Genomic DNA, 23890 nt, shown 5'->3' on the forward strand with positions numbered 1-23890 from the left:
CGAACCACTTACACACTAAACGCGACAAGCCCGGAGGTCTCCGTCATGTCGCCACGTCGTTGCAAACCTCTGTGAACAGCTAGCTGGGCTTACAGTTAGTCCGGCTCGACAATGCCTGTGTCCCAAGCCCGTTGGGTCTGCGCGCCGACATCCGGGTCGTGGGTCTGCTGGAAGTTGCGTCCGCCCCGACCGAAGGTGGCCACGACGGCCGCGGGCACCGCGGCTTCGGTGAGCGGCCGCGCCAGCCACCGGCACGGGCGGACATGAACCAGATCCACCGTTGCGCCGTCACCGTCGTAGAAGTACGGCCCGGCGATGCGGCCCAGCCAGTACAGCCCGTCGGTGTCGCGGGTCCACACGAACGCGCCGTCTTCGATGTCGGCGAACCGGTCGACGCGGCGCTGCAGCCGCTCATCCGCACCGGCCTCGCCGAAGCCCACAAGGCCCGACGCCAGCGCGCGCTCGACCGCCGCCGCCGCATCGAAATCGTCGCTGCGCGAACGCATCGGCGCGCGGTAGACAGCCGGCGTGCCCATCAGGAAAACGGGGGGCGTTCGTCGATGCGTCGCGACACCTTTCCTGCCGCCCGCCAGACCCGCGCGGTCCAGTCCTCGTCCTCCTCGGTGACGAAGTTGCCCATCACCCGCACCGCGACCGTCATCAAGAAGTCCGATCGCATCGCCACCGGGCCCGCCAGCGGCAGGAACCGCGGAATCGTCAGCAGCAGCGCCAGCCGCCTCGCCACGGAGAACCCGCGCGCGTAGTGCGCCGACAGCACCGCGGGCCACGCCGCGGTCAGGTCACCGGAGCCCAGCAGTTCGGCGGCCAGCCGACCGGTCTGCAGCCCGTAGTCGATGCCCTCACCGTTGAGCGGGTTGACGCAGGCCGCCGCATCGCCGATCAGCATCCAGTTCGGCCCGGCCACCCCGGACACCGCGCCGCCCATCGGCAACAGCGCCGACAGCCCCGCACGCGGTTCGCCGGTGAAGCCCCACTCGTCGCGGCGCAGCCCGGCGTAGTACGACATCAGCGGGCGCAGCGCGGCGTCGGCAGGGCGTTTGGCCGTCGCCAGCGCCCCGACGCCGATGTTCACCTCGCCGTTGCCCAGCGGGAAGATCCAGCCGTAGCCGGGCAGCACCTCACCCTCCGGTGAGCGCAGCTCCAGGTGCGACGTGATCCACGGCTCGCTGGCCCGCGGAGTGCCGATGTAGCCGCGGATCGCCACGCCGTACACGGTTTCCTTGTGCCACTGCCTGCCGAGCACCCGGCCCAACGTCGAGCGCGCGCCGTCGGCGACGATCAGCTCACGACAACCGATCGACGCGCCCGAGTCCAGCCGCACCTCCGACACCCGTCCAGCCGAATCATGAGCAACCCCAACGGCTTTCACGCCGAGCATCATCTTGGCGCCCTCGTCGACGGCCACCATGCGGATGCGGTCGTCGAGCTCGGTGCGCGGGACCGCGCTGGAGGTCGCCGGGAACGACGGTCCCGGCCACTCGATTTCGACGTCGGCGCCAAAGCCCGACATCCGCAACCCGCGGTGGCGCACCCGGCCGGCCAGCCACGAACCCAGGCCCAGCCGGCCCATCTCCTGCACGGCGCGCGGGGTCAGGCCGTCGCCGCAGGACTTGTCGCGCGGGAACTGGGCGGAGTCGATCACGACCACGTCACGTCCGGCGCGGCACGCCCATGCGGCAGCCGCCGATCCGGCGGGTCCGGCACCCACCACCACCACGTCGGCTCGCGAATCCATAGTTCCCAGTATGTTGGCTGTGTGAGAACCCCAGCGAGCGTGGTGGCGGGAGTGGACTTCGGCGACCCCGCGTTCGCGCGGGACGTACGCGACGGCGTGGCCCGCATCGAGGACTTGATGGCCGCTGAGCTGGGCAAAGCCGACGAGTTGATGTCCGAGGCCGTCCAACACCTGTTTTTGGCGGGCGGTAAACGGTTCCGTCCACTGTTCACGGTGCTCTCAGCGCGACTGGGCCCCGACCCCGACGCATGGCAGGTGACGGTCGCCGGCGCGGTCATCGAGCTCGTGCACCTGGCGACGCTGTACCACGACGACGTGATGGACGACGCGCAGATCCGCCGCGGCGCCCCGAGCGCCAACGCCCGCTGGAGCAACAACATCGCGATCCTGGCCGGCGACTACCTGTTCGCGACGGCCTCGCGTCTGGTCAGCAGGCTGGGACCGGAGGCCGTACGGGTCATCGCCGACACGTTCGCGCAACTGGTCACCGGCCAGATGCGCGAAACCCGCGGCGCCGCCGACCACGTCGACTCCGTCGACCACTACCTCAAGGTGGTCTACGAGAAGACCGCCTGCCTGATCGCGGCCTCCGGCCGGTTCGGGGCGACGTTCTCCGGCGCCGACGACGAGCAGATCGAGCGGCTCAGCCGTCTTGGCGGCATCGTCGGCACCGCGTTCCAGATCTCCGACGACATCATCGACATCGACAGCGACCCCGACGAATCCGGCAAACTGCCCGGCACCGACCTGCGTGAAGGGGTGCACACCCTTCCGGTGCTCTACGCGCTGCGCGAAACCGGCCCCGACGCCGAACGGCTGCGCGAGCTGCTTTCCCGGCCGGTCGACAACGACGACGACCTGGCCGAGGCGCTGCAGCTGCTGCGCAGGTCACCCGGTATGGCGCGGGCCCAAGAGACCGTCGCGCAGTACGCCGAGAAGGCCGAAGACGAGCTCAACCGGTTGCCCGAGGGCCCCGGCCGCGAAGCGCTCGCGACGCTGGTGCACTACACCGTCCATCGGCACGGCTAGGACGTCTAGGAACCGGGGGCGTCGGCTCAGCGTTATGTCAGCGAAGACTTCCAGCTCCACTAGAGCCCCAAGCAGGAGGAATCCGCGATGACGTGGAACCCGCACGCCAACAGGGTCAAGACGTTCCTGTTGTTGGCGCTGTTCTCCGGGCTGATCGTCGGCGTCGGCGCGATGTTCGGCCGCAACATCATGTTTCTGGCCGTGCTGTTCGCCGTCGGGATGAACGTCTACGTCTATTTCAACAGCGACAAGCTCGCGCTGCGGGCCATGCACGCCCAGCCGGTCAGCGAGATGCAGGCGCCGATGATGTACCGGATCGTGCGCGAACTTGCGACCGCGGCGCGTCAGCCGATGCCGCGGCTGTACATCAGCGATACCGCGGCCCCGAACGCCTTCGCGACGGGCCGCAACCCGCGCAATTCGGCGGTGTGCTGCACGACGGGCATTCTGACCATCCTCAACGAACGTGAGCTACGCGCGGTGCTCGGCCACGAGCTGTCCCACGTCTACAACCGCGACATCCTGATTTCCTGTGTGGCCGGGGCGATGGCGTCGGTGATCACCGCGCTGGCCAACCTCGCCTTCTTCGCGAGCATGTTCGGCGGTAACCGCGGGGGAGGCGCCAATCCCTTTGCGATCCTGCTGGTTTCGCTGCTGGGCCCGATCGCGGCGACGGTGATCCGGCTGGCGGTGTCGCGGTCGCGGGAGTATCAGGCCGACCAGTCCGGTGCCGAGCTGACGGGTGATCCGCTGGCGCTGGCCAGCGCGCTGCGCAAGATCAGCGCGGGGGTGGAGCAGGCGCCGCTGCCGCCCGACCCGAAGCTGGCCGATCAGGCGCACCTGATGATCGCCAACCCGTTCCGCGCCGGGGAGAAGATCGGCAAACTGTTTTCCACGCACCCACCGATGGAGGATCGGATCCGCCGGCTCGAGGAGATGGCGGGCCCCGGTAACCACCGAGGCCCGGGCTACTACTGAGGCGTCAGGCGCAACTCGACCAACGGCAGCGCGGTGTTCTCGGTTTCGATCGGGGCGCCGAGGGTTTTTTCGAGCACGGGCTTCATCGTGTCCCAGGCGCGGCGGTGACGGCTGATGTAGCGGCCGAGCGCGGCGTCGGCCTCGCCGGTGCTCAGCACCCGCGCCGTCGCGGGGACGGATCTGCGGGTGCCGGACGACACCCGAACGTTCGGGTCGGCCTCGATGTTGCGGTACCACTGCGCGTGGGTGCCGAAGCCGGAGGCGACGACGTAGGTGTCGGGGTCGGGATGGTCGAGCACCTCGAGGACGACGTAGCGCCGAAGCCCTGAACGACGGCCGATGTGCTCGAGCTGCAGGAAGCGTGACCCGAGCACAAACCCCAGCCGAGCCTTGTACAGCCAGATCGGGGCACGCATCAGCGCACGCGACCGCAGCACCGCGTCCCCTGCTTTGGCCAACATCGACATCGGCAAAAAGTCTAGTGAAGCCGGGTAACAACAGGCAGCCGTGAGCCGATGTTCCCGGTATGCGAGCCGCCCCGTTACGCCCTACTGTGTGGACTGTGCTGAACAGAGTTCTGGTCGGTGCCCTCGGCGCAGGCGCGGCGCTGGCCGCCGCCTCGGGCGTCGCTGCGGCACAGCCGCCGTCGCCGCCGCCGGCTCCGCCTGCACCCGACGTCAACGCCTACGCACCGGTGAAGCTCTCCGATTACGCGGTGATGGACGGCAACTGGTACGCGTTCCGCACCCCCGACGGGCTGACGTGTGTGCTGCAGCGCAGCGGCGGCTACGGCTGCAGCGGCGCGATTCCGGCCGCACCCAACGGAGCGAACTTCGTCAGCGGCGGGCCGGGAGTGCCCGGGTTCGCCAACGCCGATGCCTCGGTGTTCGGCTTCGTCGGTGAGGTCAAACCCCTTCCGGCCGGTTCGCGGATCAGCTTCCAGACGGTCAGCTGCGGCAGTGACGGTTCGGTGACGACGTGCGCCGACAGCCGCAACCAGTCCGGGTTCGTGCTCAGCCCGGCGGGCAGCTACATCATCAACGACGGCCGCAACCCGCTGCTCGAACGGCCCGAGGGCACCAACCCGTACTTCAACTAGTTTTTGCGCCGGGCTCGGGTGGATTAGAACCCGGCGCCGTGCACCTCGTGGCCCGGCTTCTCGACCATCAGCCCGCGGTAGGCCTGCTCGACGCTGGAGCCCTGGTTGACCACCCCGTCGACCTCACGCGCGATCGGCATCGACAGCCCGTAGTCGTTGCAGAACTCCATGACGACGCTGGCGGCCTTCACACCCTCGGCGACCTGGTTCATCGACGCGATGATCTCCTCGAGCGGCTTACCCGCCCCGAGTTGCTCGCCGACGTGGCGGTTGCGGCTGCGCTGCGATGTGCAGGTGACGATCAGGTCGCCCATCCCGGCCAGGCCCGCGAACGTGTCGCGGTGTCCACCCATCGCCTCGCCGAGCTTGGACATCTCGCGCACCGCGCGCGACATCACCATCGCGCGCGTATTCTCGCCGATCCCAAGCGAATAGCCCATGCCGACCGCGATCGCGTACACGTTCTTCAACGCGCCGGCCATCTCCACGCCGACGACGTCGTCGGTGGTGTAGGTGCGAAATCGCTTGGTGCGAAACAGCTGTGCCAGATTCGCCGCGAGCTGCTGGTCGGGCATCGCGAGCACCGCCGCGGCGGCGTAGCCCTCGGCCACCTCGCGAGCGATGTTCGGCCCGGCCAGGATCCCGGCCGGATGTCCGGGCAGCACCTCGGCCACGATCTGGCTCATCCGGTAGTTGGTGCCCTGCTCGAGACCTTTGACCAACGACACCACCGGCACCCACGGCCGCAGCTCCTTGGCCAGTTCGGTCAGCACGGCGCGGAAGCCGTGTGAGGGCACGCCCATCACGATGACGTCGGCGCAGGTGGCCGCCTCGGCGAAGTCCGTCGTGGCCTTCAGCGAATCGGGCAACTCCACCTCGTTGCCGAGATATTTGGTGTTGCGGTGGTTGTCGTTGATGTCATCGGCGGTCTCCTGCGAGCGCACCCATTGCAGCGTCGGCCCGCGCCGCGCGCAGATGGACGCCACGGTAGTGCCCCAGGAGCCCCCACCGAGAACGACGACCTTGGGTACACGTTTCTCAGGTGCCATGCCGATCAGGTTAGAGCCGGCGGCGGCAAACGAGGCCGGATTCGGCAACGCCGCTTCGGCGCGCGAAGGCGCGTCAGCGGTAGTTGACGAACTGCAGCGCGACGTCGAGGTCGGCCTTCTTGAGCATGGCGATGACGGCCTGGAGATCGTCGCGCTTCTTCGACGACACCCGCACCTCGTCGCCCTGGATCTGGGCCTTGACGCCCTTGGGGCCGTCGTCGCGGATGAGCTTGCTGATCTTCTTGGCGTTGTCGCTGTCGATGCCCTGCTTGATGGTGCCGCTGACCTTGTAGGTCTTACCCGAGGCCTGCGGCTCGCCGACGTCGAAGGACTTCATCGAGATGTCGCGGCGCACGAGCTTCTCCTTGAACACGTCGATGGCGGCCTTGACGCGTTCCTCGGTCGAGCTGGTGATCGTGATCGTCTCCTCGCCCTGCCAGGCGATCGAGGTGTCGGTGCCGCGGAAGTCGAAGCGGGTGGCCAGCTCCTTGGCGGCCTGGTTCAGGGCGTTGTCGACTTCTTGGCGGTCGACCTTGCTGACGACGTCGAACGATGAATCCGCCATGGGATCGCTCCTCCTTGATAGTCGGCTGACGGTCAGGTGCCGTTTTCGTCTTCAGCCCATCCTCGTTGTACCCTGCTAGTCGCACCAAACCGGGGATCCCGGCGCGGTGCAGCACCCAGGCAGGTTGCCCGAGCGGCCAATGGGAGCGGACTGTAAATCCGTCGGCGAAAGCCTACAGAGGTTCGAATCCTCTACCTGCCACTCTGTTCAAGCGCATGCGGGGCTACCTGCTGTGATCACCACCAGCTAGGAGCGCATGCCCCCATGTTCAAGCCCGCCGTTAGTGCCCTGATCGCTGCCTTGCTCGTGCTGACCGGCGGGGCGCTCGCCGCGGCGTCGCCCTATCCCACCGGACCGGTGACGATGACGGCGGGCGCCAATCCCGGCAGCGGGTTCGATCTCACGATCCGCGCGGTCGTGGACGCCCTGCAGCAGGAACACATCGTGAATGTGCCCCTGCCAGTGCAGAATCGCCCCGGAGGCAGCGGCGCCGACTTCTTGGCCACGATGGTGCGGGAGCACCGTGGGGCCGATGACCAGGTGGCGGTCACGTCGCTGTCGATGATGGTGAACCAGATCCACGGCGAGTCCCCGTACGGCATCGGCGATGTCACGATGATCGCCGGCTTGATGACCGAGCACTACGTCGTCGTCACACGCCCGGGCGCCCCGTTCGCCAACCTCGATGCCCTGATGTCAGCGATCAAGTCCGACCCGGCCCACGTCACCGTTGGTGCCGCTCACGACGACGAGGTGCCCTTCGACCTGCTGGTGTCGGCGGCGGGCGGTGGCCCGTCCACCGTGCAGTACGTCACCCAGGAGGGTGGCGGCGACCAGAGTGCGGCGCTTCGCAACGGCGACATCGATGTGGCGATCGGCGGTGTCAGCGAGTTCGTCGATCAGGTGGGCTCCGGTGAGCTCATGGCGCTCGGTGTGCTGGCCGAGGACAGGTTGCCGGGGCTGGCCGTTCCCACCGCGAGGGAACAAGGACTCGATGTCACCCTGTCGAATTGGCGCGGTCTTTACGGACCGCCCGACATGCCGGCATACGCCGTCGAATACTGGCAGTCAGCGCTCGCGCGGATGGTGGTGTCACCCACGTGGCGCCAGATCGCGGAGCGCAGCCAATTCATGACCACCTTCATGGCCGGTGAAGAGTTTCAGGCGTTCCTGGCCGAGACCCAGGCCGACGTCGAGGCCGCGGTCGGACCCGCGCACCGGTAATCAGACGCGCGTATCAGCGCTGGGTGATCGCGCGGCTGACCACCTCGGCCACTTCTTCCTCGGTCAGCGCGCTGTCCTCGATCAGCGCGTGTGACAGCACGGTCCGGACGACGACTTCGGCCGCGGCTACCGGAGTCAGGGCGAGTTCGTCCGACGGCGGTATCGCCGCCGCGACCATCGCTGCCACCGTCTGCACCAGGTTCATTCGGCTGTTGCCGACCGGCAGCCCGGCATAGAGCAACCAGTGGGGTTCGTGGTCGCGAATGTAGACGAACGCCTGGTGATTGCGCAGGTAGCGCAGCGCGGTGGTGACGATCGCGGCCGTCTGCGCAGACGGGTCGGCCTGTGGGTCGAAGGCGGCGAGCGTCGCGGCGATCATCGCCCCGATCTCCTGTTCGGCGATCGCGCCCAGCAGTCCGTCCTTATCGCCGAACTCGCGGTAGGCCGTGGCCCGCGAGACGCCGGCGCGCTCCGCGACCTCCCGCAAGGTCAGCCGATCGAGGCCGCCCTCGGCGATCATGTCCAGTGCGGCCTGCACCAGTTGTGACGACGAACGAGTCCTGGCCACCGACTCTTTCTACCGCAGCACCATTGCGGCCCACCTCAAACTGAGACTAGATTGCCATTTAGTCTCAGTAGAGGAGTTGCGCCCGGTGACCCAGACCCCGAGCATGTCGACCGATCGGCCCGCGCTGCCCGAACTCGACCGATACCTCGCTTCCCTGCCCGTCAGCGAGCGGGATCAGATGACGGCCCAGCTCACCACGCTCAGCGACGCCGACTTCCGAAGCCTCGGCGTCAGCGAGCCGCAACTGGCCGAATACGACTACTCGGTCGACGACATCGACGGCACCATTCCGGCCGACCTCGATGGAACCCTGTACCGCAACGGACCCGGCCGCTGGCAGGACCACAGCGGTCGGCCGCTGCACCATCTCTTCGACGGCGACGGCATGCTCTCGGCCTTCACCCTCGCCGACGGCTCGGTCCACTACAAGAACAGGTACGTGCGGACCAACCACTATCTCGGCAAGACCGGGCTGAACCATATGGGCACCGCCGCGCCAGGCGGCATCAAGTCCAACATCGGTCGTCTCCCACCGAACCTGGCCAATACCAACGTTGTTGAACACGGCGGTCGGCTGTACGCGCTGTGGGAAGGCGGGCCGCCCCACGAAATCGACCCTGAGACACTGGAAACCATCGGCATGCGCCGATTCGGCGGTGAACTGCGTTGGGTGGGATCTTATTCGGCGCATCCATGTTTCTGTCCGCGTACCGGCGAGATGTACAACTTCGGCGTCGAGTTCATCCCGCGCCCACATCTGCGGATCTATCGCACCGATCCGGCGGGCCGGCTAAAGCACTACCGTTCGGCGCGACTGCCCTACGTGGCGATGGTGCACGACTTTGCGCTCACGGACAGCCATCTGGTGTTCGTGGTGTCACCGATCATCCCGGCGGCCCTGCCGGTGCTGTTGGGGCTCAAGCCGATGGGCGACGCCATGGAGTACCGGCCCGAGAAGGGCAGCGTGTTCGTCCTGGTGCCGCGCGACGGCGGCAAGATCCGCACCATCGAATACGACGCCCTCTTGATGTTCCACCTCAGCAACGCCTTCGACGACGACGGCGACACGGTCATCGACGCGATCACCTACGCCGACGGGCGACTGCTGGGGCGGCTCAACCGATTCCATGTCGCACCCCTCGACGACGCACCCTCGACGTTCATGAGATACCGCATCACGCGGTCGGGACGCGTCATCGCCGAACCTCTCTTCGAGACCCCCTGCGAATTCCCCCGCCACAACGACGCATTCGAGGGGCGCAAACATCGATACGCTTACCTCAACACGCGCCACAACCTTGTCTCGTTCTACGACTCGATCACCAGACTCGACTTGAGCGACTCCTCAGCGGCGACCTACACCTCGCCCGAGGCCGGAAACAGCTTCTGCGAGCCGGTGTTCGCCGCCAAACCGGATGCCGCCGCGGAGGACGAGGGGTGGGTGCTCACCGTCGAGTACCAAGCGCGCACGCACACATCGCGGCTGGTGATCTTCGACGCGACCGACATCGCCGCAGGGCCGATCGCCGCCGCCAATTTGCGTCAGCACATCCCGCAGGGGTTCCACGGTAACTTCGCCCCGCGATCCCGCTGAAAGCAACGATCACGACTTCCGCGCATCCCGTTCCCGTCCTCACCTGTTTTGTGATTGGTTGGTCGGGTACCCCGATGGCCGAGATCGACCTCACGGATCGGAGAAATCATGACGACCTCACCGGAACCCAACGCACGCCTCGGAACCACTGCCCAAGGTGGGCGGTCCCTTCTGGCGTCGTTCAACGACTATCTGTCGGCTCAGCAGCTGGTGGATCGGATGTCCGACGGTGGGTTTCCAGTCGAGCACGTGCAGATCGTCGGCGAGGGCGTAAGCACGGTCGAAAGCGTCACCGGACGCATGACGAAGGGCCGGGCAGCGCTGGCCGGCGCCGGCAGCGGTGCCTGGTTCGGTCTGCTGATCGGCCTTCTCTTCGCGATTTTCGCGGTCGGACCCTTGTGGATCTGGGTGGTGCTGATTGCGACGGTCATCGGCGCGTTCTGGGGCGCGGTGTTCGGCTTCGTCGCGCACTGGTCCACTCGCGGGCAGCGTGACTTCTCAAGCGTGCAGTCCTTGAAAGCCCAGCGCTACGACGTCTACGTCACCGAGCAGTACGCTGCCGATGCGGCCCGGTACGTGCGACCCGTCTGACAAGGTTCAATCGGCGCACTTCGCCACCGGCGCGAAGGGAGACCGATGCCGAACTCACTGGACGGGAAAGTCGCTGTCATCACCGGCGGCGCCAGCGGCATCGGATTAGCGACCGCACACTCGCTCGCCAAGCGGGGAGCGCAAGTCGTGATCGCAGATATCCACGCCGACAACGCGAATCGGGCCGCCGCGGAACTCACCGCGAACGGCCATTCGGCGGCGGCCGTCGTGTGCGACGTGGCAACCGAGCAAGCCTTCGACGATCTGCGCGACTTCACGCTGGACCGCTACGCGTCGGTCGACATCGTGATGAACAACGTCGGCGTGCTGACCAGCGGTCGACCCGACCACCTCCCCGTCGGCGAATGGGAACGGATCATCGACATCAACCTGATGTCGGTCGTACGAAGCAACGCCGCGTTCCTTCCCCTTCTCATCGCGCAGGGACACGGCCACATCGTCAACACCGCGTCGTTCGCCGGCCTGTACACGTACTCTTTCGACCGGATGCCCTACGCGGCGACCAAGGCCGCGATCGTCCAGATCTCTGAAGGGCTCCGGCTCTACCTGCACCCGCAGGGCATCGGCGTCACCGTCGTGTGTCCCGGCCCGGTGGCAACGAACATCCTCGCCACGATGCCGCCCACGTTCGGCCCCGAGGTCCAAACCGGGCTTCCCGGAGAGCAATTCGAGATCCTGCTGCCCGAGCAGGTCGGTGAACAGGTCGCCGAGGCCATCCTCGAGAACACCTTCATGCTCTATACCGACGATCAGGTCCGCGATGTCCTCGTCGAGCGCGCGTCGGACTGGAACTCGTTCATCGCCAAGCAGACCGATAAGCTCACGCAGGGGTGAACTGCACCGCCGCGAGGCGTTCGCGCTGCACCACGTCGGCGAAATCCGCGACCGACGGTATGCCGTCGTCGCGGAACTTCAGGCCCATCATCGACGGTGCGAGCCGCGGTCCCCAGGACTTCGCGAAGCGGTGGCACAACTCGGCGACTTGCGCGGTATCGGTCAGCAGTTCACCGCGCATCCTCGTCGTCCGGCCGTCGACCACCACGTCGCAAATGGCCCCGCCGCGGAAGTTGTGCTTCCAGGCCGCCGGGGTCAACGCGTACAGCTCACCGTCGATCTTGTGCGCCGTCACCGGGATTGAGTACTGCCTGCCAGTTTTTCGGCCGACGACGTCAATCACCATCATCCGGCTGCGCAGCGGTCCGGCCAGCGGCGTGCGCAGCAACTTGTCGAGTATCGGGTTCGCGATTCGCATCACCGTCTCCGGTGGATGCCACACTGTGACTGCTGGGACCTGTTCCGCCATGTCCGCCACGCTATGACGGCTCTTGACCGGCGGTCCAGTCAGGTCCAATGTTGGCTACAGGACGACGAACACGCAGGGAAGGCCGCCGATGAGCATCGACGACGATCCGGTCACCACGCTAGACGACCTGCGCAACGACCTGGCGGGCCGGCACAAGTGGACACAAAGCAGCGGCGCCTCGGTGGACCCGGCGCTGGTCGACGCCGACATGGCGGCCATCGACCGCGACGGCTACCTCATCTGGGAGAACCTGCTCGACGCCGACGAGTGCCGCCAGATCAAAGCGACGGTCGCACCCTGGCTCTCACACACCGGGCGCAACTCGTTCGAGGGCCATCGCACCCAGCGCGTCTACAGCCTGTTGAGTAGAACCCGCGTCTGCGACCGGCTCGTCGACCATCCGCGGGTGCTCGCGGTGCTCGACCGCCTGCTGATGGACAATTATCTGCTGTCGGCGCTACAGGCCATCAACATCCAACCCGGCGAGACCGCGCAGCTGGCCCATCACGACGACGGGTTCTATCCGATCCCGCGGCCCCGCGATCCCCTTGCGGCCGCGACCATTTGGGCGATCGACGACTTCACCGCCGACAACGGCGCCACCGTGCTCTATCCGGGCAGCCACCGCTGGGGCAGACGCCGGCCCGGACCGGACGATCTCGCGCACCCTGTCGTCATGCCCGCCGGATCCTGCGTATTCTTCGTGGGCACCCTCTGGCACGGCGGCGGCGCGAACACCAGCGACACCGCGCGGCTGGCCGTCACCGCCCAGTACTGCCAGCCCTGGCTACGGCCGATGGAGGCCTTCACGCTCTCGATATCACGGGACACCGCACGCGAGGTCTCCGAGGACATCCGCCGCATGATCGGCTACAGCGTGCATCCGCCGTTCGTCGGCGCCGTCGACGGGCTGCACCCGCTGCGACTGCTGGACCAGGATCAGGCCGCGCGCTGATCCGTGCGCACACCCGCCGCGCCCGGGGTCACGGGGGCGGCGCCGGCGAGCAAGTTGAACTTGATCGCGAACATCTGCGCATCCCCGCTGGAACCGTACGAGTACGGGAGCCGACGGCGGATCTCGCAGCCTGCGTTCTCGATGATCACGTGGACCTCGTCGGCGTCGTGCCCGGGCGGGGCGGTGGTGGTGGCTGTGGCGGTGAGCCCGGCGAGCGGAAACCTCAGAGCCTCCGGACCGGACCCGACGAGCAGGTGGGTGCGGGTCAACCGCAGATCGTCAAAGGACATCAGGACACCGTCGGCGTGATCGCGTCGACGTTGTCGTCGCTCCACCACGTACGCCAAGGCCATCATGACCGCCATGGGTACGACCAGCACGCCAATCCACGCGGGACTCAACGTTGGGTCCATCGCTTCCCCCCTCCAAGCGGATCTCTCGATCCAGTTGAATTCAATGCGGCGTGACCTCCATCACAGCACGACTTGGTAACGGAATGACCGGAAATGGAAATATTCAAACTTATTTTTTCGGCGAGGCGGGTCGCCCGCACGGAGTTCTCGCTGTGTCCGGTCAGCGGTATATGCGCTGGCCACAGTGCATGCATCCGTACCCATAGGTATGGATGGGCCGCGCACCGCTTGCATGCAAGCGGCCGTTTACCCTCAATCTCTGGGCGTCAGGCGGATCGCCGCGAAACGCTCCCGTGCCACCGCATCGGCGAACTCCTCGAGCGTCGGTATCCGATCCTTGTCGCGGAACTTCATCCCCAGCGACATTTGCGCGCGTTTGGCGCCGCAGGACTGCGCGCAGCGCCGGCAGATGGCGGCGACGTCGGCAGGTTCGGTGATCAGCTCCCCGTGGACCCGGACGATGGACCCGGCGTGCTGCACCGTGGCGTTGGCGCCGCCGCGGAAGTTGTTCTTCCACGGCGCGCTGGTCAGCGCGTAGTAAACGCCGTCAATCTGATGCGCGCTCAACGGAAACGAGAACCTGCGCCTGCTTTTGCGTCCGGTGACCGTCAGCACGATCATCTGCTGGCGCATCGAACCGATCAGGGGCGTGTGCATCAAAAGCCGCATGGTCGGGTTGGCCACGCGCAGCAGGCGCTCCGGGGGGTTGGACAGCGTGACCGCGGGTACATCGTCAGCCATGCGCTCACGGTACGGCCTCACCGCCACCGCTTCGCGCCGATCGTCAAAGGTCACCGAGGTCGTCGGGCACGTCGACGGCATGCTCGCGCAGCGCCTCCAACGGCACCACCTCCAGCGTGCGTTCGTGGGTGCACGCCAACACCACCGGCGCCGCAGCGCCGTCCCGATACGCCCGCAGCCAGTTCACCGCGGTGACGCACCACCGGTCGCCCGGTTTCAGCCCGGGAAAGCGGAACTCCGGCCGGGGCGTCGACAGGTCGTTGCCGATGGCGCGCTGGTGATCGAGAAAGTCGGCGGTCACCACCGCGCAGATGGTGTGCCTGCCGATGTCTTCGGGACCGGTCGAACAGCACCCGTCGCGGTAGAAGCCGGTGACCGGGTCGCTGCCGCACGGCTCAAGCGGATCGCCAAACACATTGAGCTCATTCACCAGTTCTCGCCTCCGCAGCGTCGGGGTTTTAATCTAAATGTTGGCATGGAGGAGCACCTGGTATGGCTTCGCTGACTACCGGCGACGGGCTTCCCGACGTCGTGGTGACCGCGGTGACCACGACGACGGCGTTGGCCCCCGATGCGGAACAGACGTGGCAGCAACTGCTGCAGGGTGAGAGCGGGATCCGCACGCTCGACAAGTGGTTCGTCGGCGAATACGCATCGCCGGTCCGCATCGGCGGGCAACTGCGCGAGGACTTCGACGACCAACTCAACCGCGTCGAGAAGCGCCGCATGGCGTTCATGCAGAAGATGGCCACGCTGCTCGGGCGCCGGCTGTGGGAGGCCGCCGGCTCGCCCGATGTCGACAGCCGACGGTTGGCGGTCTCGGTCGGGCTCGCGCTGGGCTCCACCGAGGAGATCCCCGCCCAGTACGACGCGTGGAAACAGAAAGGGCTGCGCGCGGTTTCGCCGCTGGCCGTGCAGATGTACATGCCCAACTCGGCGGCCGCCGCACTCGGGCTGGACCATCAGGCCAAGGCCGGCATCATGTCGCCGGTGATGGCCGACGCCTCCGGCGCAGCGGCCATCGCCCAGGCCTGGCGCCACATCGTGTTCGACGACGCCGACGTCGTGATCTGCGGTGGCGTGGAAACCGAGATCGAGGCGGTGCCGGTCGCGGCGTTCATCCAGCAGGGCGCGATGTCCACTAACAACGACCCGGCCGGCGCCTGCCGTCCGTTCGCCAAGAACCGCGACGGCATGGTGCTCGGCGAAGGCGGGGCGCTGCTGCTCGTCGAGAGAGAGGAGCACGCCAAAGCGCGTGGCGCGCGCATCCTGGCGCGGCTGATGGGCGCGGCGATGACGTCGGACGGCTACGACGCCATCGACCCCGAGCCGTCCGGGGAGCGCGCGGGCGATGCGATCAGCCGCGCCATCGAGGTGGCGGGGCTGACGCCCACCGACATCGACCACATCAACGCCCACGCCTGCGGAACCCGCGTCGGCGACCTCGCCGAAGCGCGCGCCATCGGCCGCGCGCTCGGCGCGCACAAACCGGCCGTGTACGCGTCCAAGGCGGCGCTGGGTCACTCGCTCGGGGCCGCCGGAGCCGTCGAAGCCGCGCTGACCGTGCAGACGCTGCGCGACGGCGTGGTGCCGCCGACCCTCAACTTCACCGAACCCGACCCCGAGATCGACCTCGACGTCGTCGCAGGCGGCCCGCGGCGCGGCGACTACCGCTATGCGCTGACCAACTCGTTGGGGTTCGGCGGCTACAACGTGGCGCTGGTATTCGGCGCCCCGTAGCGAGCTACTTGACCAGGGTGAACTGCCCGACCTCACAGATGCCGCGCTCGAAGAAGTCCGCGCAGCCGGTCAGGTAGTGCATGTAGCGCTGATAGATCTCCTCCGACGTCACCGCGACGGCCTCGTCGTGGTGCGCCTCCAGGGCGTCGGCCCAGGTGCGCAGGGTCCGCACATAGTGCGGGCTCAGCTTGTCCAGCTCGGCCAGCGAGAAGCCGGCGTCGCGCGAGAAGTCGATTACGTCCTCGTCGCACGGCACGGCGCCGCCGGGAAAGATCTCCTTGGCGATGAACCGCATGAACTTCAGGTCGCTCATGACGATCGGGATGCCCATCTCCGGCCAGCGCTTGAGCGGATGCCCCATGATCGTCTGCAGCAGCAGCCGGCCGTCGTCGGGCATGACGCGGTAGCAGGTCTCGAAGAACGCCTTGTACTTCGTCTTCGGCCACGCCTCGAACGCCTCGATGCTGACGATGCGGTCGACGCGGCCGTCGAACTCCTCCCAGCCCTGCAGATGCACCTGCCGCGAGCGCTCGGTGTCGAGTCCCGCCAACATCTCGCTGGCGAACGCGCGCTGGTTCTTGCTCAGCGTCAAACCGACGACGTTGACGTCATACTTCTCGACCGCCCGCTTCATCACCGAGCCCCAGCCGCACCCCACGTCGAGCAGCGTCATCCCCGGCTGCAGATCCAGCTTGCCGAGCGCCAGGTCGATCTTGGCGAGCTGCGCCTCTTCCAGCGTCATGTCGTCACGCTGGAAGTAGGCGCTGCTGTAGGTGCGCGAGGGGTCTTGGAACAACCCGAAGAACTCGTTGGATATGTCGTAGTGGGCCTGAACATCTTCGTAGGCTGGCCGCATATCCGTCGAGATCTTCGTCGAGCCCGACCTGCTCTCCGACATCCGCGTTCGGCTCCTTCAGCTATGGGGTGCGCAATTGACGCACTTTGTATATCTCACTTTTCGTAAATCGGCTAAACGCCTGCCTTCTCACAGGTGAACTGGCAGACGTCGGTGTAACCGTCGCGGAACAGGTCAGCGCAGCCGGTCAGGTACTTGTAGAACCGCTCGTAGATCTCTTCGGACGTGATGGAGATCGCCTCGTCCTTGTGGGCTTTGAGGTTGGCCGCCCAAGTGTCCAGCGTCTTGACGTAGTGGGGCTGCAGGTGCTGCTCGCGCGTGACCGAATAGCCTGCCTTGACGGCGTGGTCGCGGACCATCGAGGCCAGCGGCAGCCGCCCGCCGGGATAGATCTCGTCCATGATGAACTTGATGAAGCGCACGTTGGACATCGTCAACGGCAGACCCTTGGCTTTGATCTCTTCGTCTTCCGGAATGATGATCGTGTGTAGCAGCATCGCGCCGTCGTCGGGCAGCCAGTTGAACGTCTTCTTGAAGTAGTCGTCGTACTTGTTGAACCCGAAGTGCTCGAACGCCCCGATCGACACGATCCGGTCGACGCGGCCCTCGAACTCCTCCCACGGCTGCAGCCGCACCTCCATGTTTCGCTTGCTCTTCGAGTTCGCGAACCAGTGGTTCTCGATGTGCTCTTTTTGGTTCTCCGACAGCGTCAGCCCGATCACGTTGACGTCGTAGCGGTCGACGGCCCGCATGATCGTCGAGCCCCAGCCGCAGCCGATGTCCAGCAGCGTCATGCCCGGCTGCAGGCCCAACTTGCCGAGCGCCAGGTCGACCTTGGCCATCTGGGCCTCTTCGAGCGTCATGTCGTCGCGTTCGAAGTAGGCGCAGCTGTAGGTCTGGGTCGGGTCCTGCCACAGCTTGAAGAAGTCGTTGGAGATGTCGTAGTGGAACTGGACTTCCTTCTTGTCCGAGCCGCGGGTCTGAGCCGCCGATTTCGACAGCCACTTGGAGTCTGGTTGGCTTGCTTGGCCTGTCGTAGCGCTTGATGGATCTGTCATCGTCACCCTTTACCGAATGTGGCGGTTGGTCTTCCTCGTCGCGCAGTTGTTCTCGACACGATGAGTTGACAGTACCCGTTGTGGCGGTGGTGTCGGAACGGCACCGCCGACGCGTCGACCTGCTAAATTCGTTCGTTTTTCGTCATCCAGCGCATCACCTGCCACCCGGCGAACACCGGCAGCCAGATCGTCAGAACCCGGTAGAGAAGCACGGCGGGCACCGCGGTCGCCGCAGGCATTCCGAACGCCGCCAAACCACCGATCAGCGCGGCCTCGACGGCCCCGACGCCACCGGGGGTGGGGGCCGCCGACGCGAGCGTCCCACCCACCATCGTCACCACGGTGACGGTGATGAACGACGTGTCCCCGCCGAACGCGGCCACCGCCGCCCACAGCGCGAACGCGTTCCCCAGCGTCGTCGCCGCACATCCCGCGACGATGATCGCGAGCCGCCTGGGCTCGCGGGCCAGTTCGGTGAGGTGGCCGACCATCTCCTGCAGCCGCGGGCGCACCGCCGTGGCCAGCCATCGCCGCAGTTTGGGCACCAGCAAGAACGTGCCGACCAGGCCCAGCGCGACCCCGGCGACCAGGTACAGCACCGCGATGTCGGGGACGAAGCGGCCCAGGTCCGCCGACGCTCCGGCCGCGGTGCTGAACAGGATCAGCAACCCGATATGGGTGATGACCTGCACGGATTGTTGCAGCGCGACGGCGGTGGTGGCCCTCATCGGGTTGACACCGCCCTTCTGCAGGTAGCGCGCGGACAGCGCCAGGCCGCCGACGCCTGCCGGGGTGGTGGTCGCGGCGAACTTGTTGGCGACCTGCATGACGGTCAGCCCGCGCAGCGTGACCAGTCCGTCGGCGCAGGCCCAAAGTGCAGCCGCCGCACCGATATACGTCAGCCCCGATGCCGCCAGCCCGACCATCGCCCACCACCAGTTGGCGGTGCGCAGTTCGGTGACGAACGTCGGCACCGAGCTGATGAACGGGTAGGCGACGTACACCAGCGCGATCAGCAGCACCAGCTGGATGAGCTGGCTGCGGGTGAACCGGGTGACCGTCTCGGCGCGGATCTCGTCGACACGGGTTTGCCGCTTGACCTCGTCGCGAGCTTCCGAGATGACCGCGCCCGCGTCCTCGATCGGTTGCCGGATATGTTGGGGCACTGCGGCTTTCGTGAGGCGCCGGGACGCGTTGAGCACCGCGTCCTTGCCGAACGAGTCGATGGCGGCGCGCACGGCCGACGGCGCGTCGTACAGGTCGGTGGTGGTGACCAGCAGCTGGGCGATGTCCGAGCGCAACTGGGCGTCGGTGGCGCCGTACTCGGCCCGCTCGAACCCGCCGAACAGCACCTCGTCGTCGGCGACGGTGATCTTGCTGCCGCGCAGGTCGCCGTGGGAGATCTGGCAGTCGTGCAGCGACCGCAACGACTCCCACACGCGGCCGACGGGGATGGTGTCTTCGTCGATCGGGGTGCCGCGGGCGGGGGTGTGGGAGTAGAGCGTCCAGCCGCGGTCGAGGGCGGCGACGCTGATCGTCGAGGTGTTGGCGAGGCCGAGTTGTCCGATCGCGATGGCCATCAACGCGCGGTGTTCCACCTGGCGGCGCATGGAGGCGTGCAGCGGGGCGGTTTCGCGGTCGCGTAACCGCAGCTTGAGCCACAGCTGGCGCAGCACACCGCCGCCGCGCTGGTGCGGCCCGTACAGCTCCATCACCGCTGACGACCGCTGGTCCACACACGTCGCGAGCATCACCAGCGGCCCGGCGCCCGCGGGCCGCACCACGGTCAGCCCGGAGACCACGCAACCGCGCCGTGCCATCGCCCGCACGGCGCCGTCCAGCGGCACCTCCAGGCCGGGGGTTCCGACGACGAGGACCACCAGCGCGCCGACGAACCAGCCGACGGCCAGCCCGAACAGCGAACGCGCAGGCACGATCGCGCTGATCAACAGGTGGATCGGCACGAACGCCAACAGCAGCGCCCACCACCAGCGCCGCCAGCGCGCGGGCAACCACGGTCCCGAGACGGTCAGCACCGCGACCAGCATCGCGATCCAGCGCGGATCGTCGACGAACTGGGAGGTCACCGAATCGAGGCGCTCGGAAAGGTCGAAGTGCCAGCGCGGCGCGGCCAGGCCGTCGCCGGTGACCGACAGCGCCAGCCCCGCGATGGCCGCGGCGGCCGCGTACGCGCCGAGCAGCTTCCACTGCCGCGACACGATCAGGCCGACCAGGATCAGAAACGGCAGCGCCACCAGCGCGATGCCGTAGGCGATGTACACCAGGTTGGCCTGGGTGGGGGTGAGCACCCCGACGATCCCGGAGATCGACTGCTCCAACGCCACCCACTCGTAGCGGGTGACCAGCGAGCTGAAGATGACGATCGCCAGAAACAGCCCCGACAGGATGACCCGCAGGATGTCGTTGGTCCGCCGGGTCAGCGGCTGCAGGAGGCTGCCGGAAACGGCGATCTCCCGCCCGTCAACGCGCATGTCTCCACGATCTTTCGTATCCGGCGCCGCATCGGTAGCGACTCGCCGACAACCTAGCCGTATTCCGATCTAGGGGAGTGAACGACGCGGGGGTGCTCGATCAGATCGCGTAATCGGGCAGCTCGAAGTCCTCGGTGGTGCTGCCGGACAGCAGCTTGGCCAACGGCGGAAACACCATGCTGCGGATGGCGATGTCGCGAAACCACAGGCCGAGACGGGTCTTGGTGGCGAACAGGCTCAGGAGTTGTTTGGCGCCGGCCTGCTTGGTTTCGATGAAGGGCCGCAGCTGTGTCTCGTAGGCGGCGAAGGCGCGCAGGTGATCGCCCGCGGCGCGGTGCAGTTCTCCGGCAAGCACGTAGGCCTCGGTGACCGCCAGCCCGGTGCCCTCACCACCGAGCAGCGAGATACAGCCGGCCGCGTCACCGATCAACACCACCCGGCCGCGTGACCAGCGGTCCATCCGGATCTGGCTGACCACGTCGAAGTAGATGTCGTCGGCGCCGTCGACCGCGGCGAGAATCTGCGCGGATTCCCAGCCGGCGTCGTGGAATTCGTTGTGCAACTGCTGCTTTGGGGACAGGCCGGGGTCGTTGTGTTCGGTGCGCCACACGAACAGAAACAGGGTGCGGTCGTCGCGCAGCGCGAAACGTGAGACCTGCTTACCGGGCGTGTTGTGCATGACGTAGACGAGTTCGTCGCGTGGACGGTAGCCGGTTACCACGCAGGCGGCGACTTTGCAGCCCAGGTAGTGCTCGTAGTCGCGTTCGGGTCCGAAGACCAGTCGACGCACGTTGGAGTGCAGCCCGTCGGCGCCGACGACCAGGTCGAATTTTTGCGGCTCGGAGTGTTCGAACGTCAATTGCACCCCGTCGGCATGCTCGTCGAGCGTGGCGATGCTGTCGCCGAAGAGGGTGTCGACCGTGCCGTCGATGGTGTCGTAGATGGCCGCCGCGAGGTCGCCGCGGGGCAGGCTGACCATGTCGTCGCCGATGATCGTGCGCAGGGTGTCGACGCTCAACTCGGCTCTCGGCTTACCGCGCGGGCCGACGATGCGCACCGATTCCACCTGGTAGCCGGCATCGAGGAGGGTCTGCTCGATGCCCATGCGCTGCGCGGTGCGGTAGCCGACGCCCCAGAAGTCGATCATGTAGCCGCCGGTCCGAAACGCCGGCGCCTGTTCGATCAGCGTCGGGGTGTGGCCGGTTCTGTGCAGCCAATACGCCAGTGCCGCGCCTGCGACACCCGCTCCGCTGATGGCGACCTTCATGTTCCCGGGTCAAGGCTACTGCCGCGGTGGGATGGACGGCGCCGGTGCGGGTACTCCGCTACGGTGGCCGCCGTTTCCCGTGTCCTGCTCGCCCTTGCCTCGAGCGTGATGCTGATCGTGGCATGCGGCGGCGGCGACGCGGACGGCCAGCCCGATCCCGCCGGGCCACGCGATGTCGCCACCAACCTCGAGGTTCCGTGGGGCATCGCGTTCCTGCCCGACGGCAGCGCGTTGATCGCCGAACGCAACAGCGGCGCCATCCAACACCTGTCGCTGTCCGGAACGGTGAACCAGGTCGGCGCGGTCGACGGTGTCGCGGCGCGCGGCGAGGGCGGTCTGCTGGGGCTGGTCACCGTCGGGCAGACGGTCTACGCCTACATCACCACCGCACAGGACAACCGGGTGGTGCGGATGAGCTTCGACGGCGCCGCGCTCTCCGAGCAGGCACCGATCTTCACCGGCATCCCGGCGGGGACGATCCACAACGGCGGACGCATCGCGCTGGGCCCGGACGGCAAGCTCTACGTGGCCACCGGTGAGCGCGGCGATCGCGGTCTGGCGCAGGACCCGGCGTCGTTGGGCGGCAAGATTTTACGGATCAACCTCGACGGGTCGATCCCGCCGGACAACCCGGATCCGGCATCGCCGGTGTGGTCGCTGGGCCACCGCAACATTCAGGGGCTGGCCTGGGATGCGGCCGGGCGGATGTGGGCCACCGAGTTCGGCGCCAACCGGATCGACGAGCTCAACCTGATCGTGCCGGGCGGCAACTACGGCTGGCCGATGGCCGAGGGCCGCACCGGCACCGAGGGGCTGATCGATCCGGTGGTGCAGTGGGGTGTCGACGAGGCGTCGCCGTCCGGGCTGGCGTTCTTCGGCGGCGCGCTGTGGGTCGCGGCGTTGCGCGGCGAACGGTTGTTCCGGATCCCGGTCGGCGGCGACGGCGCATTGGGGGAACCGGAGTCGCTGTTCGTGGGCCGGTTCGGGCGGCTGCGGACGGTGGTCGCCGCGCCCGATGGCGCGTTGTGGTTCACCACCAGCAACCGCGACGGGCGGGGGACCCCGCGTGACGGCGACGACCGGATCCTGCTGTATCAGCCGTGATCGGACGAACCCGTTCCATGTCGCGACGGGAACTCGTAGCCTATTAGGCATGAGTGGAACAAGCCGGGCAGGGTTGCCGCCGGGACCGCCGATTCCCTCGTTCATTCAGCTTATGGCCATGGCGAAGTGGTGGGGCCCGTTCGTGGCCGCATGCCGGCGCCGCTACGGCGACGTCTTCACGCTGCGCAACTCGATGATGGGCCCGATGGTCTACCTGGCCGACCCGGACGCCATCAAGGCCGTGTTCGCCGGTGATCCGCGGATTTTCCATGCCGGGGAAGCGAATTCGATGTTGGGCGGGCTGCTCGGCGACAGCTCGGTGCTGGTGGTCGACGGCGACGCGCACCGCGAACGGCGCCGGTTGATGATGGCGCCGTTCCATCGCGACGCGGTCGCGCGTCAGGCGGCGACCATGGCCGAGATCGCCGCGGAGAACATCGCGGGCTGGCCGGTGGGCCGGCCGTTCGCGGTGGCGCCGAAGATGGCGGAGATCACCCTGGAGGTCATCTTGCGCACGGTGATCGGCGCCAGCGACCCGGCCCGGCTGGCGGCGCTGCGCGCGGTGATGCCGCGGCTGCTCGACGTGGGACCGTGGCAGTCGTTCGCGCTCGCCAAGCCGCATCTGCTGCAGCGCCGCCTGTGGCGGCGGTTGCGCGAGCACATCGCCGAAGCCGACCGGCTGCTATACGACGAGATCGCCGAACGGCGCGCCGACCCGGACCTGGCGTCGCGCACCGACGCGTTGGCGATGCTGGTGCAGGCCGGTGCAGACGACGGTACGGCGATGAGCGACAAGCAATTACGCGATCAGTTGATCACGCTGCTGGCCGCCGGCCACGACACCACCGCGACCGGGTTGTCGTGGGCGCTGGAACGGTTGACCCGCCATCCGGAGGTGCTGGCCAAGGCGGTGGCCGCGGCGGACGCCGGCGACGACGAGTACCTGGACGCGGTGGCCAAGGAGACGCTGAGGGTGCGGCCAGTTGTGCCCGACGTCGGTCGCATCATCAAGGAACCGGTCGAGATCGCCGGCTATCGGTTGCCCGCCGGGGTGATGGTGGTGCCGAGCATCACGCTGGTGCACTCGAGCGCGTCGATCTATCCGCGGCCCGAGCAGTTCGATCCGGACCGGATGGTGGGCGCCTCGCTGAGCCCGACGACGTGGCTGCCGTTCGGCGGCGGCAATCGGCGTTGTCTCGGTGCGACTTTCGCGATGGTCGAGATGTGCGTGGTGCTGCGTGAGGTTTTGCGTCGTGTCGAGTTGGCCACCACGACCCAGCCCGATGAGAAGGTGCGGCTTCGGCACGTGATCTTCGCGCCGCGGCGCGGCGCCCAGATCACGGTGCGAGCCCGCCGCGCCCCGCTTTCCCGGAACGGCGCCGAGGAGCAGTCTGCCGGGGCGGCGTCTCCAAAGGTGCGGTCTCCCGGGGCACTGTGACATTTGTGCCCAGCTACGCGCGAAAAATTCGCTCAAGTTACTTGGCGCA

At 67.3% G+C, this 23890-nt stretch carries 25 protein-coding genes and 1 tRNA gene; 12 read left to right on the forward strand and 14 right to left on the reverse strand.

Annotated features, from left to right (window positions below):
* Nucleotides 1-95 precede the first annotated feature (95 nt).
* Both ABQE93_RS24495 and menJ read right to left on the reverse strand, forming a co-directional pair.
* Nucleotides 96-536: a GAF domain-containing protein gene (locus ABQE93_RS24495; protein ID WP_448411058.1), complete on the reverse strand. Its 441-nt coding sequence runs from the start codon at nucleotides 534-536 to the stop codon at nucleotides 96-98.
* Nucleotides 536-1765, reverse strand: a complete 1230-nt coding sequence (gene menJ / locus ABQE93_RS24500) for a menaquinone reductase MenJ (protein WP_448411220.1) — start codon at nucleotides 1763-1765, stop codon at nucleotides 536-538. The genes ABQE93_RS24495 and menJ overlap by 1 nt, the downstream gene beginning before the upstream one ends.
* A 12-nt stretch (nucleotides 1766-1777) precedes the next feature.
* Here menJ and grcC1 point away from each other — a divergent pair, with 12 nt between their 5' ends.
* Together grcC1 and htpX are read left to right on the forward strand one after the other, a co-directional pair.
* Nucleotides 1778-2785, forward strand: coding sequence for a nonaprenyl/(2E,6E)-farnesyl/geranylgeranyl diphosphat synthase (grcC1, locus tag ABQE93_RS24505; protein WP_448411060.1), 1008 nt, complete (start codon nucleotides 1778-1780; stop codon nucleotides 2783-2785).
* An 87-nt stretch (nucleotides 2786-2872) separates the two neighbouring features.
* On the forward strand, nucleotides 2873-3763 hold the full coding sequence (gene htpX, locus ABQE93_RS24510; protein WP_448411061.1) for a zinc metalloprotease HtpX: 891 nt from the start codon (nucleotides 2873-2875) through the stop codon (nucleotides 3761-3763).
* Here the strand turns inward: htpX and ABQE93_RS24515 are convergent.
* Nucleotides 3757-4230, reverse strand: coding sequence for a nitroreductase family deazaflavin-dependent oxidoreductase (locus ABQE93_RS24515; protein ID WP_448411063.1), 474 nt, complete (start codon nucleotides 4228-4230; stop codon nucleotides 3757-3759). The genes htpX and ABQE93_RS24515 overlap by 7 nt on opposite strands.
* A gap of 59 nt (nucleotides 4231-4289) precedes the next feature.
* On the opposite strand from ABQE93_RS24515, the gene ABQE93_RS24520 reads away from it, so the two are divergent.
* Nucleotides 4290-4862, forward strand: a complete 573-nt coding sequence (locus ABQE93_RS24520) for a hypothetical protein (protein ID WP_448411065.1) — start codon at nucleotides 4290-4292, stop codon at nucleotides 4860-4862.
* A gap of 23 nt (nucleotides 4863-4885) precedes the next feature.
* Here ABQE93_RS24520 and ABQE93_RS24525 read toward each other — a convergent pair whose 3' ends face one another.
* The gene (locus tag ABQE93_RS24525; protein ID WP_448411066.1) at nucleotides 4886-5911 is read right to left on the reverse strand and encodes an NAD(P)H-dependent glycerol-3-phosphate dehydrogenase; all 1026 of its coding nucleotides are present in this window, start codon (nucleotides 5909-5911) and stop codon (nucleotides 4886-4888) included.
* Nucleotides 5912-5984: 73 nt separating this feature from the next.
* Nucleotides 5985-6476, reverse strand: a complete 492-nt coding sequence (locus ABQE93_RS24530; protein WP_448411068.1) for a YajQ family cyclic di-GMP-binding protein — start codon at nucleotides 6474-6476, stop codon at nucleotides 5985-5987.
* Between the two features lie 118 nt (nucleotides 6477-6594).
* Between ABQE93_RS24530 and ABQE93_RS24535 the strand changes: the two genes are divergently transcribed.
* A tRNA-Tyr gene (locus ABQE93_RS24535) sits at nucleotides 6595-6677 on the forward strand.
* A 63-nt stretch (nucleotides 6678-6740) separates the two neighbouring features.
* Nucleotides 6741-7700 (forward strand): tripartite tricarboxylate transporter substrate binding protein, encoded by a 960-nt coding sequence (locus ABQE93_RS24540; protein WP_448411070.1) that lies wholly within the window; start codon nucleotides 6741-6743, stop codon nucleotides 7698-7700.
* Between the two features lie 13 nt (nucleotides 7701-7713).
* Here the strand turns inward: ABQE93_RS24540 and ABQE93_RS24545 are convergent, their stop codons facing one another.
* Nucleotides 7714-8268, reverse strand: a complete 555-nt coding sequence (locus tag ABQE93_RS24545; protein WP_448411072.1) for a TetR/AcrR family transcriptional regulator — start codon at nucleotides 8266-8268, stop codon at nucleotides 7714-7716.
* A gap of 85 nt (nucleotides 8269-8353) precedes the next feature.
* Between ABQE93_RS24545 and ABQE93_RS24550 the strand changes: the two genes are divergently transcribed.
* From ABQE93_RS24550 to ABQE93_RS24560, 3 genes are all read left to right on the forward strand, one after another.
* A complete protein-coding gene (locus ABQE93_RS24550; protein ID WP_448411074.1) occupies nucleotides 8354-9862 on the forward strand; it encodes a carotenoid oxygenase family protein in 1509 nt (502 codons plus the stop codon).
* A gap of 108 nt (nucleotides 9863-9970) precedes the next feature.
* Nucleotides 9971-10453: a YflT domain-containing protein gene (locus tag ABQE93_RS24555; protein ID WP_448411076.1), complete on the forward strand. Its 483-nt coding sequence runs from the start codon at nucleotides 9971-9973 to the stop codon at nucleotides 10451-10453.
* Nucleotides 10454-10498: 45 nt separating this feature from the next.
* Nucleotides 10499-11308 (forward strand): SDR family oxidoreductase, encoded by an 810-nt coding sequence (locus ABQE93_RS24560; protein ID WP_448411077.1) that lies wholly within the window; start codon nucleotides 10499-10501, stop codon nucleotides 11306-11308.
* Here the strand turns inward: ABQE93_RS24560 and ABQE93_RS24565 are convergent.
* The gene (locus tag ABQE93_RS24565; protein WP_448411079.1) at nucleotides 11295-11777 is read right to left on the reverse strand and encodes a hypothetical protein; all 483 of its coding nucleotides are present in this window, start codon (nucleotides 11775-11777) and stop codon (nucleotides 11295-11297) included. The genes ABQE93_RS24560 and ABQE93_RS24565 overlap by 14 nt on opposite strands.
* Before the next feature lie 88 nt (nucleotides 11778-11865).
* On the opposite strand from ABQE93_RS24565, the gene ABQE93_RS24570 reads away from it, so the two are divergent.
* Nucleotides 11866-12732, forward strand: a complete 867-nt coding sequence (locus ABQE93_RS24570; RefSeq protein ID WP_448411080.1) for a phytanoyl-CoA dioxygenase family protein — start codon at nucleotides 11866-11868, stop codon at nucleotides 12730-12732.
* On the opposite strand, the gene ABQE93_RS24575 is transcribed toward ABQE93_RS24570, so the two are convergent.
* The 3 genes from ABQE93_RS24575 to ABQE93_RS24585 form a co-directional block, all read right to left on the reverse strand.
* Nucleotides 12717-13145, reverse strand: coding sequence for a hypothetical protein (locus ABQE93_RS24575; RefSeq protein ID WP_448411082.1), 429 nt, complete (start codon nucleotides 13143-13145; stop codon nucleotides 12717-12719). The genes ABQE93_RS24570 and ABQE93_RS24575 overlap by 16 nt on opposite strands.
* A gap of 252 nt (nucleotides 13146-13397) precedes the next feature.
* Nucleotides 13398-13886 carry a hypothetical protein gene (locus ABQE93_RS24580; protein ID WP_448411084.1) on the reverse strand — a complete coding sequence of 163 codons (489 nt, stop codon included), beginning with the start codon at nucleotides 13884-13886 and terminating at the stop codon, nucleotides 13398-13400.
* Nucleotides 13887-13929: 43 nt separating this feature from the next.
* Entirely contained in the window at nucleotides 13930-14316 is a 387-nt protein-coding gene (locus ABQE93_RS24585; RefSeq protein ID WP_448411086.1) for a DUF2237 family protein, read from the reverse strand.
* 62 nt (nucleotides 14317-14378) lie between these two features.
* Between ABQE93_RS24585 and ABQE93_RS24590 the strand changes: the two genes are divergently transcribed.
* Complete coding sequence (locus ABQE93_RS24590) at nucleotides 14379-15626, forward strand: KasA/KasB family beta-ketoacyl-ACP synthase (protein WP_448411088.1); 1248 nt, start codon at nucleotides 14379-14381, stop codon at nucleotides 15624-15626.
* 4 nt (nucleotides 15627-15630) lie between these two features.
* On the opposite strand, the gene ABQE93_RS24595 is transcribed toward ABQE93_RS24590, so the two are convergent.
* From ABQE93_RS24595 to ABQE93_RS24610, 4 genes are all read right to left on the reverse strand, one after another.
* Nucleotides 15631-16524, reverse strand: coding sequence for a cyclopropane mycolic acid synthase family methyltransferase (locus tag ABQE93_RS24595; protein WP_448411089.1), 894 nt, complete (start codon nucleotides 16522-16524; stop codon nucleotides 15631-15633).
* A gap of 71 nt (nucleotides 16525-16595) precedes the next feature.
* On the reverse strand, nucleotides 16596-17540 hold the full coding sequence (locus ABQE93_RS24600) for a cyclopropane mycolic acid synthase family methyltransferase (RefSeq protein ID WP_448411091.1): 945 nt from the start codon (nucleotides 17538-17540) through the stop codon (nucleotides 16596-16598).
* Nucleotides 17541-17662: 122 nt separating this feature from the next.
* Nucleotides 17663-20032, reverse strand: coding sequence for a lysylphosphatidylglycerol synthase domain-containing protein (locus tag ABQE93_RS24605; protein WP_448411093.1), 2370 nt, complete (start codon nucleotides 20030-20032; stop codon nucleotides 17663-17665).
* Between the two features lie 100 nt (nucleotides 20033-20132).
* Nucleotides 20133-21299: an FAD-binding domain gene (locus ABQE93_RS24610; protein ID WP_448411095.1), complete on the reverse strand. Its 1167-nt coding sequence runs from the start codon at nucleotides 21297-21299 to the stop codon at nucleotides 20133-20135.
* 108 nt (nucleotides 21300-21407) lie between these two features.
* Between ABQE93_RS24610 and ABQE93_RS24615 the strand changes: the two genes are divergently transcribed.
* A complete protein-coding gene (locus ABQE93_RS24615; protein WP_448411222.1) occupies nucleotides 21408-22403 on the forward strand; it encodes a PQQ-dependent sugar dehydrogenase in 996 nt (331 codons plus the stop codon).
* A gap of 49 nt (nucleotides 22404-22452) precedes the next feature.
* Nucleotides 22453-23841: a cytochrome P450 gene (locus ABQE93_RS24620; protein ID WP_448411097.1), complete on the forward strand. Its 1389-nt coding sequence runs from the start codon at nucleotides 22453-22455 to the stop codon at nucleotides 23839-23841.
* Nucleotides 23842-23890: the final 49 nt, after the last annotated feature.

The sequence above is a fragment of the Mycolicibacterium sp. XJ662 genome (assembly GCF_053484035.1).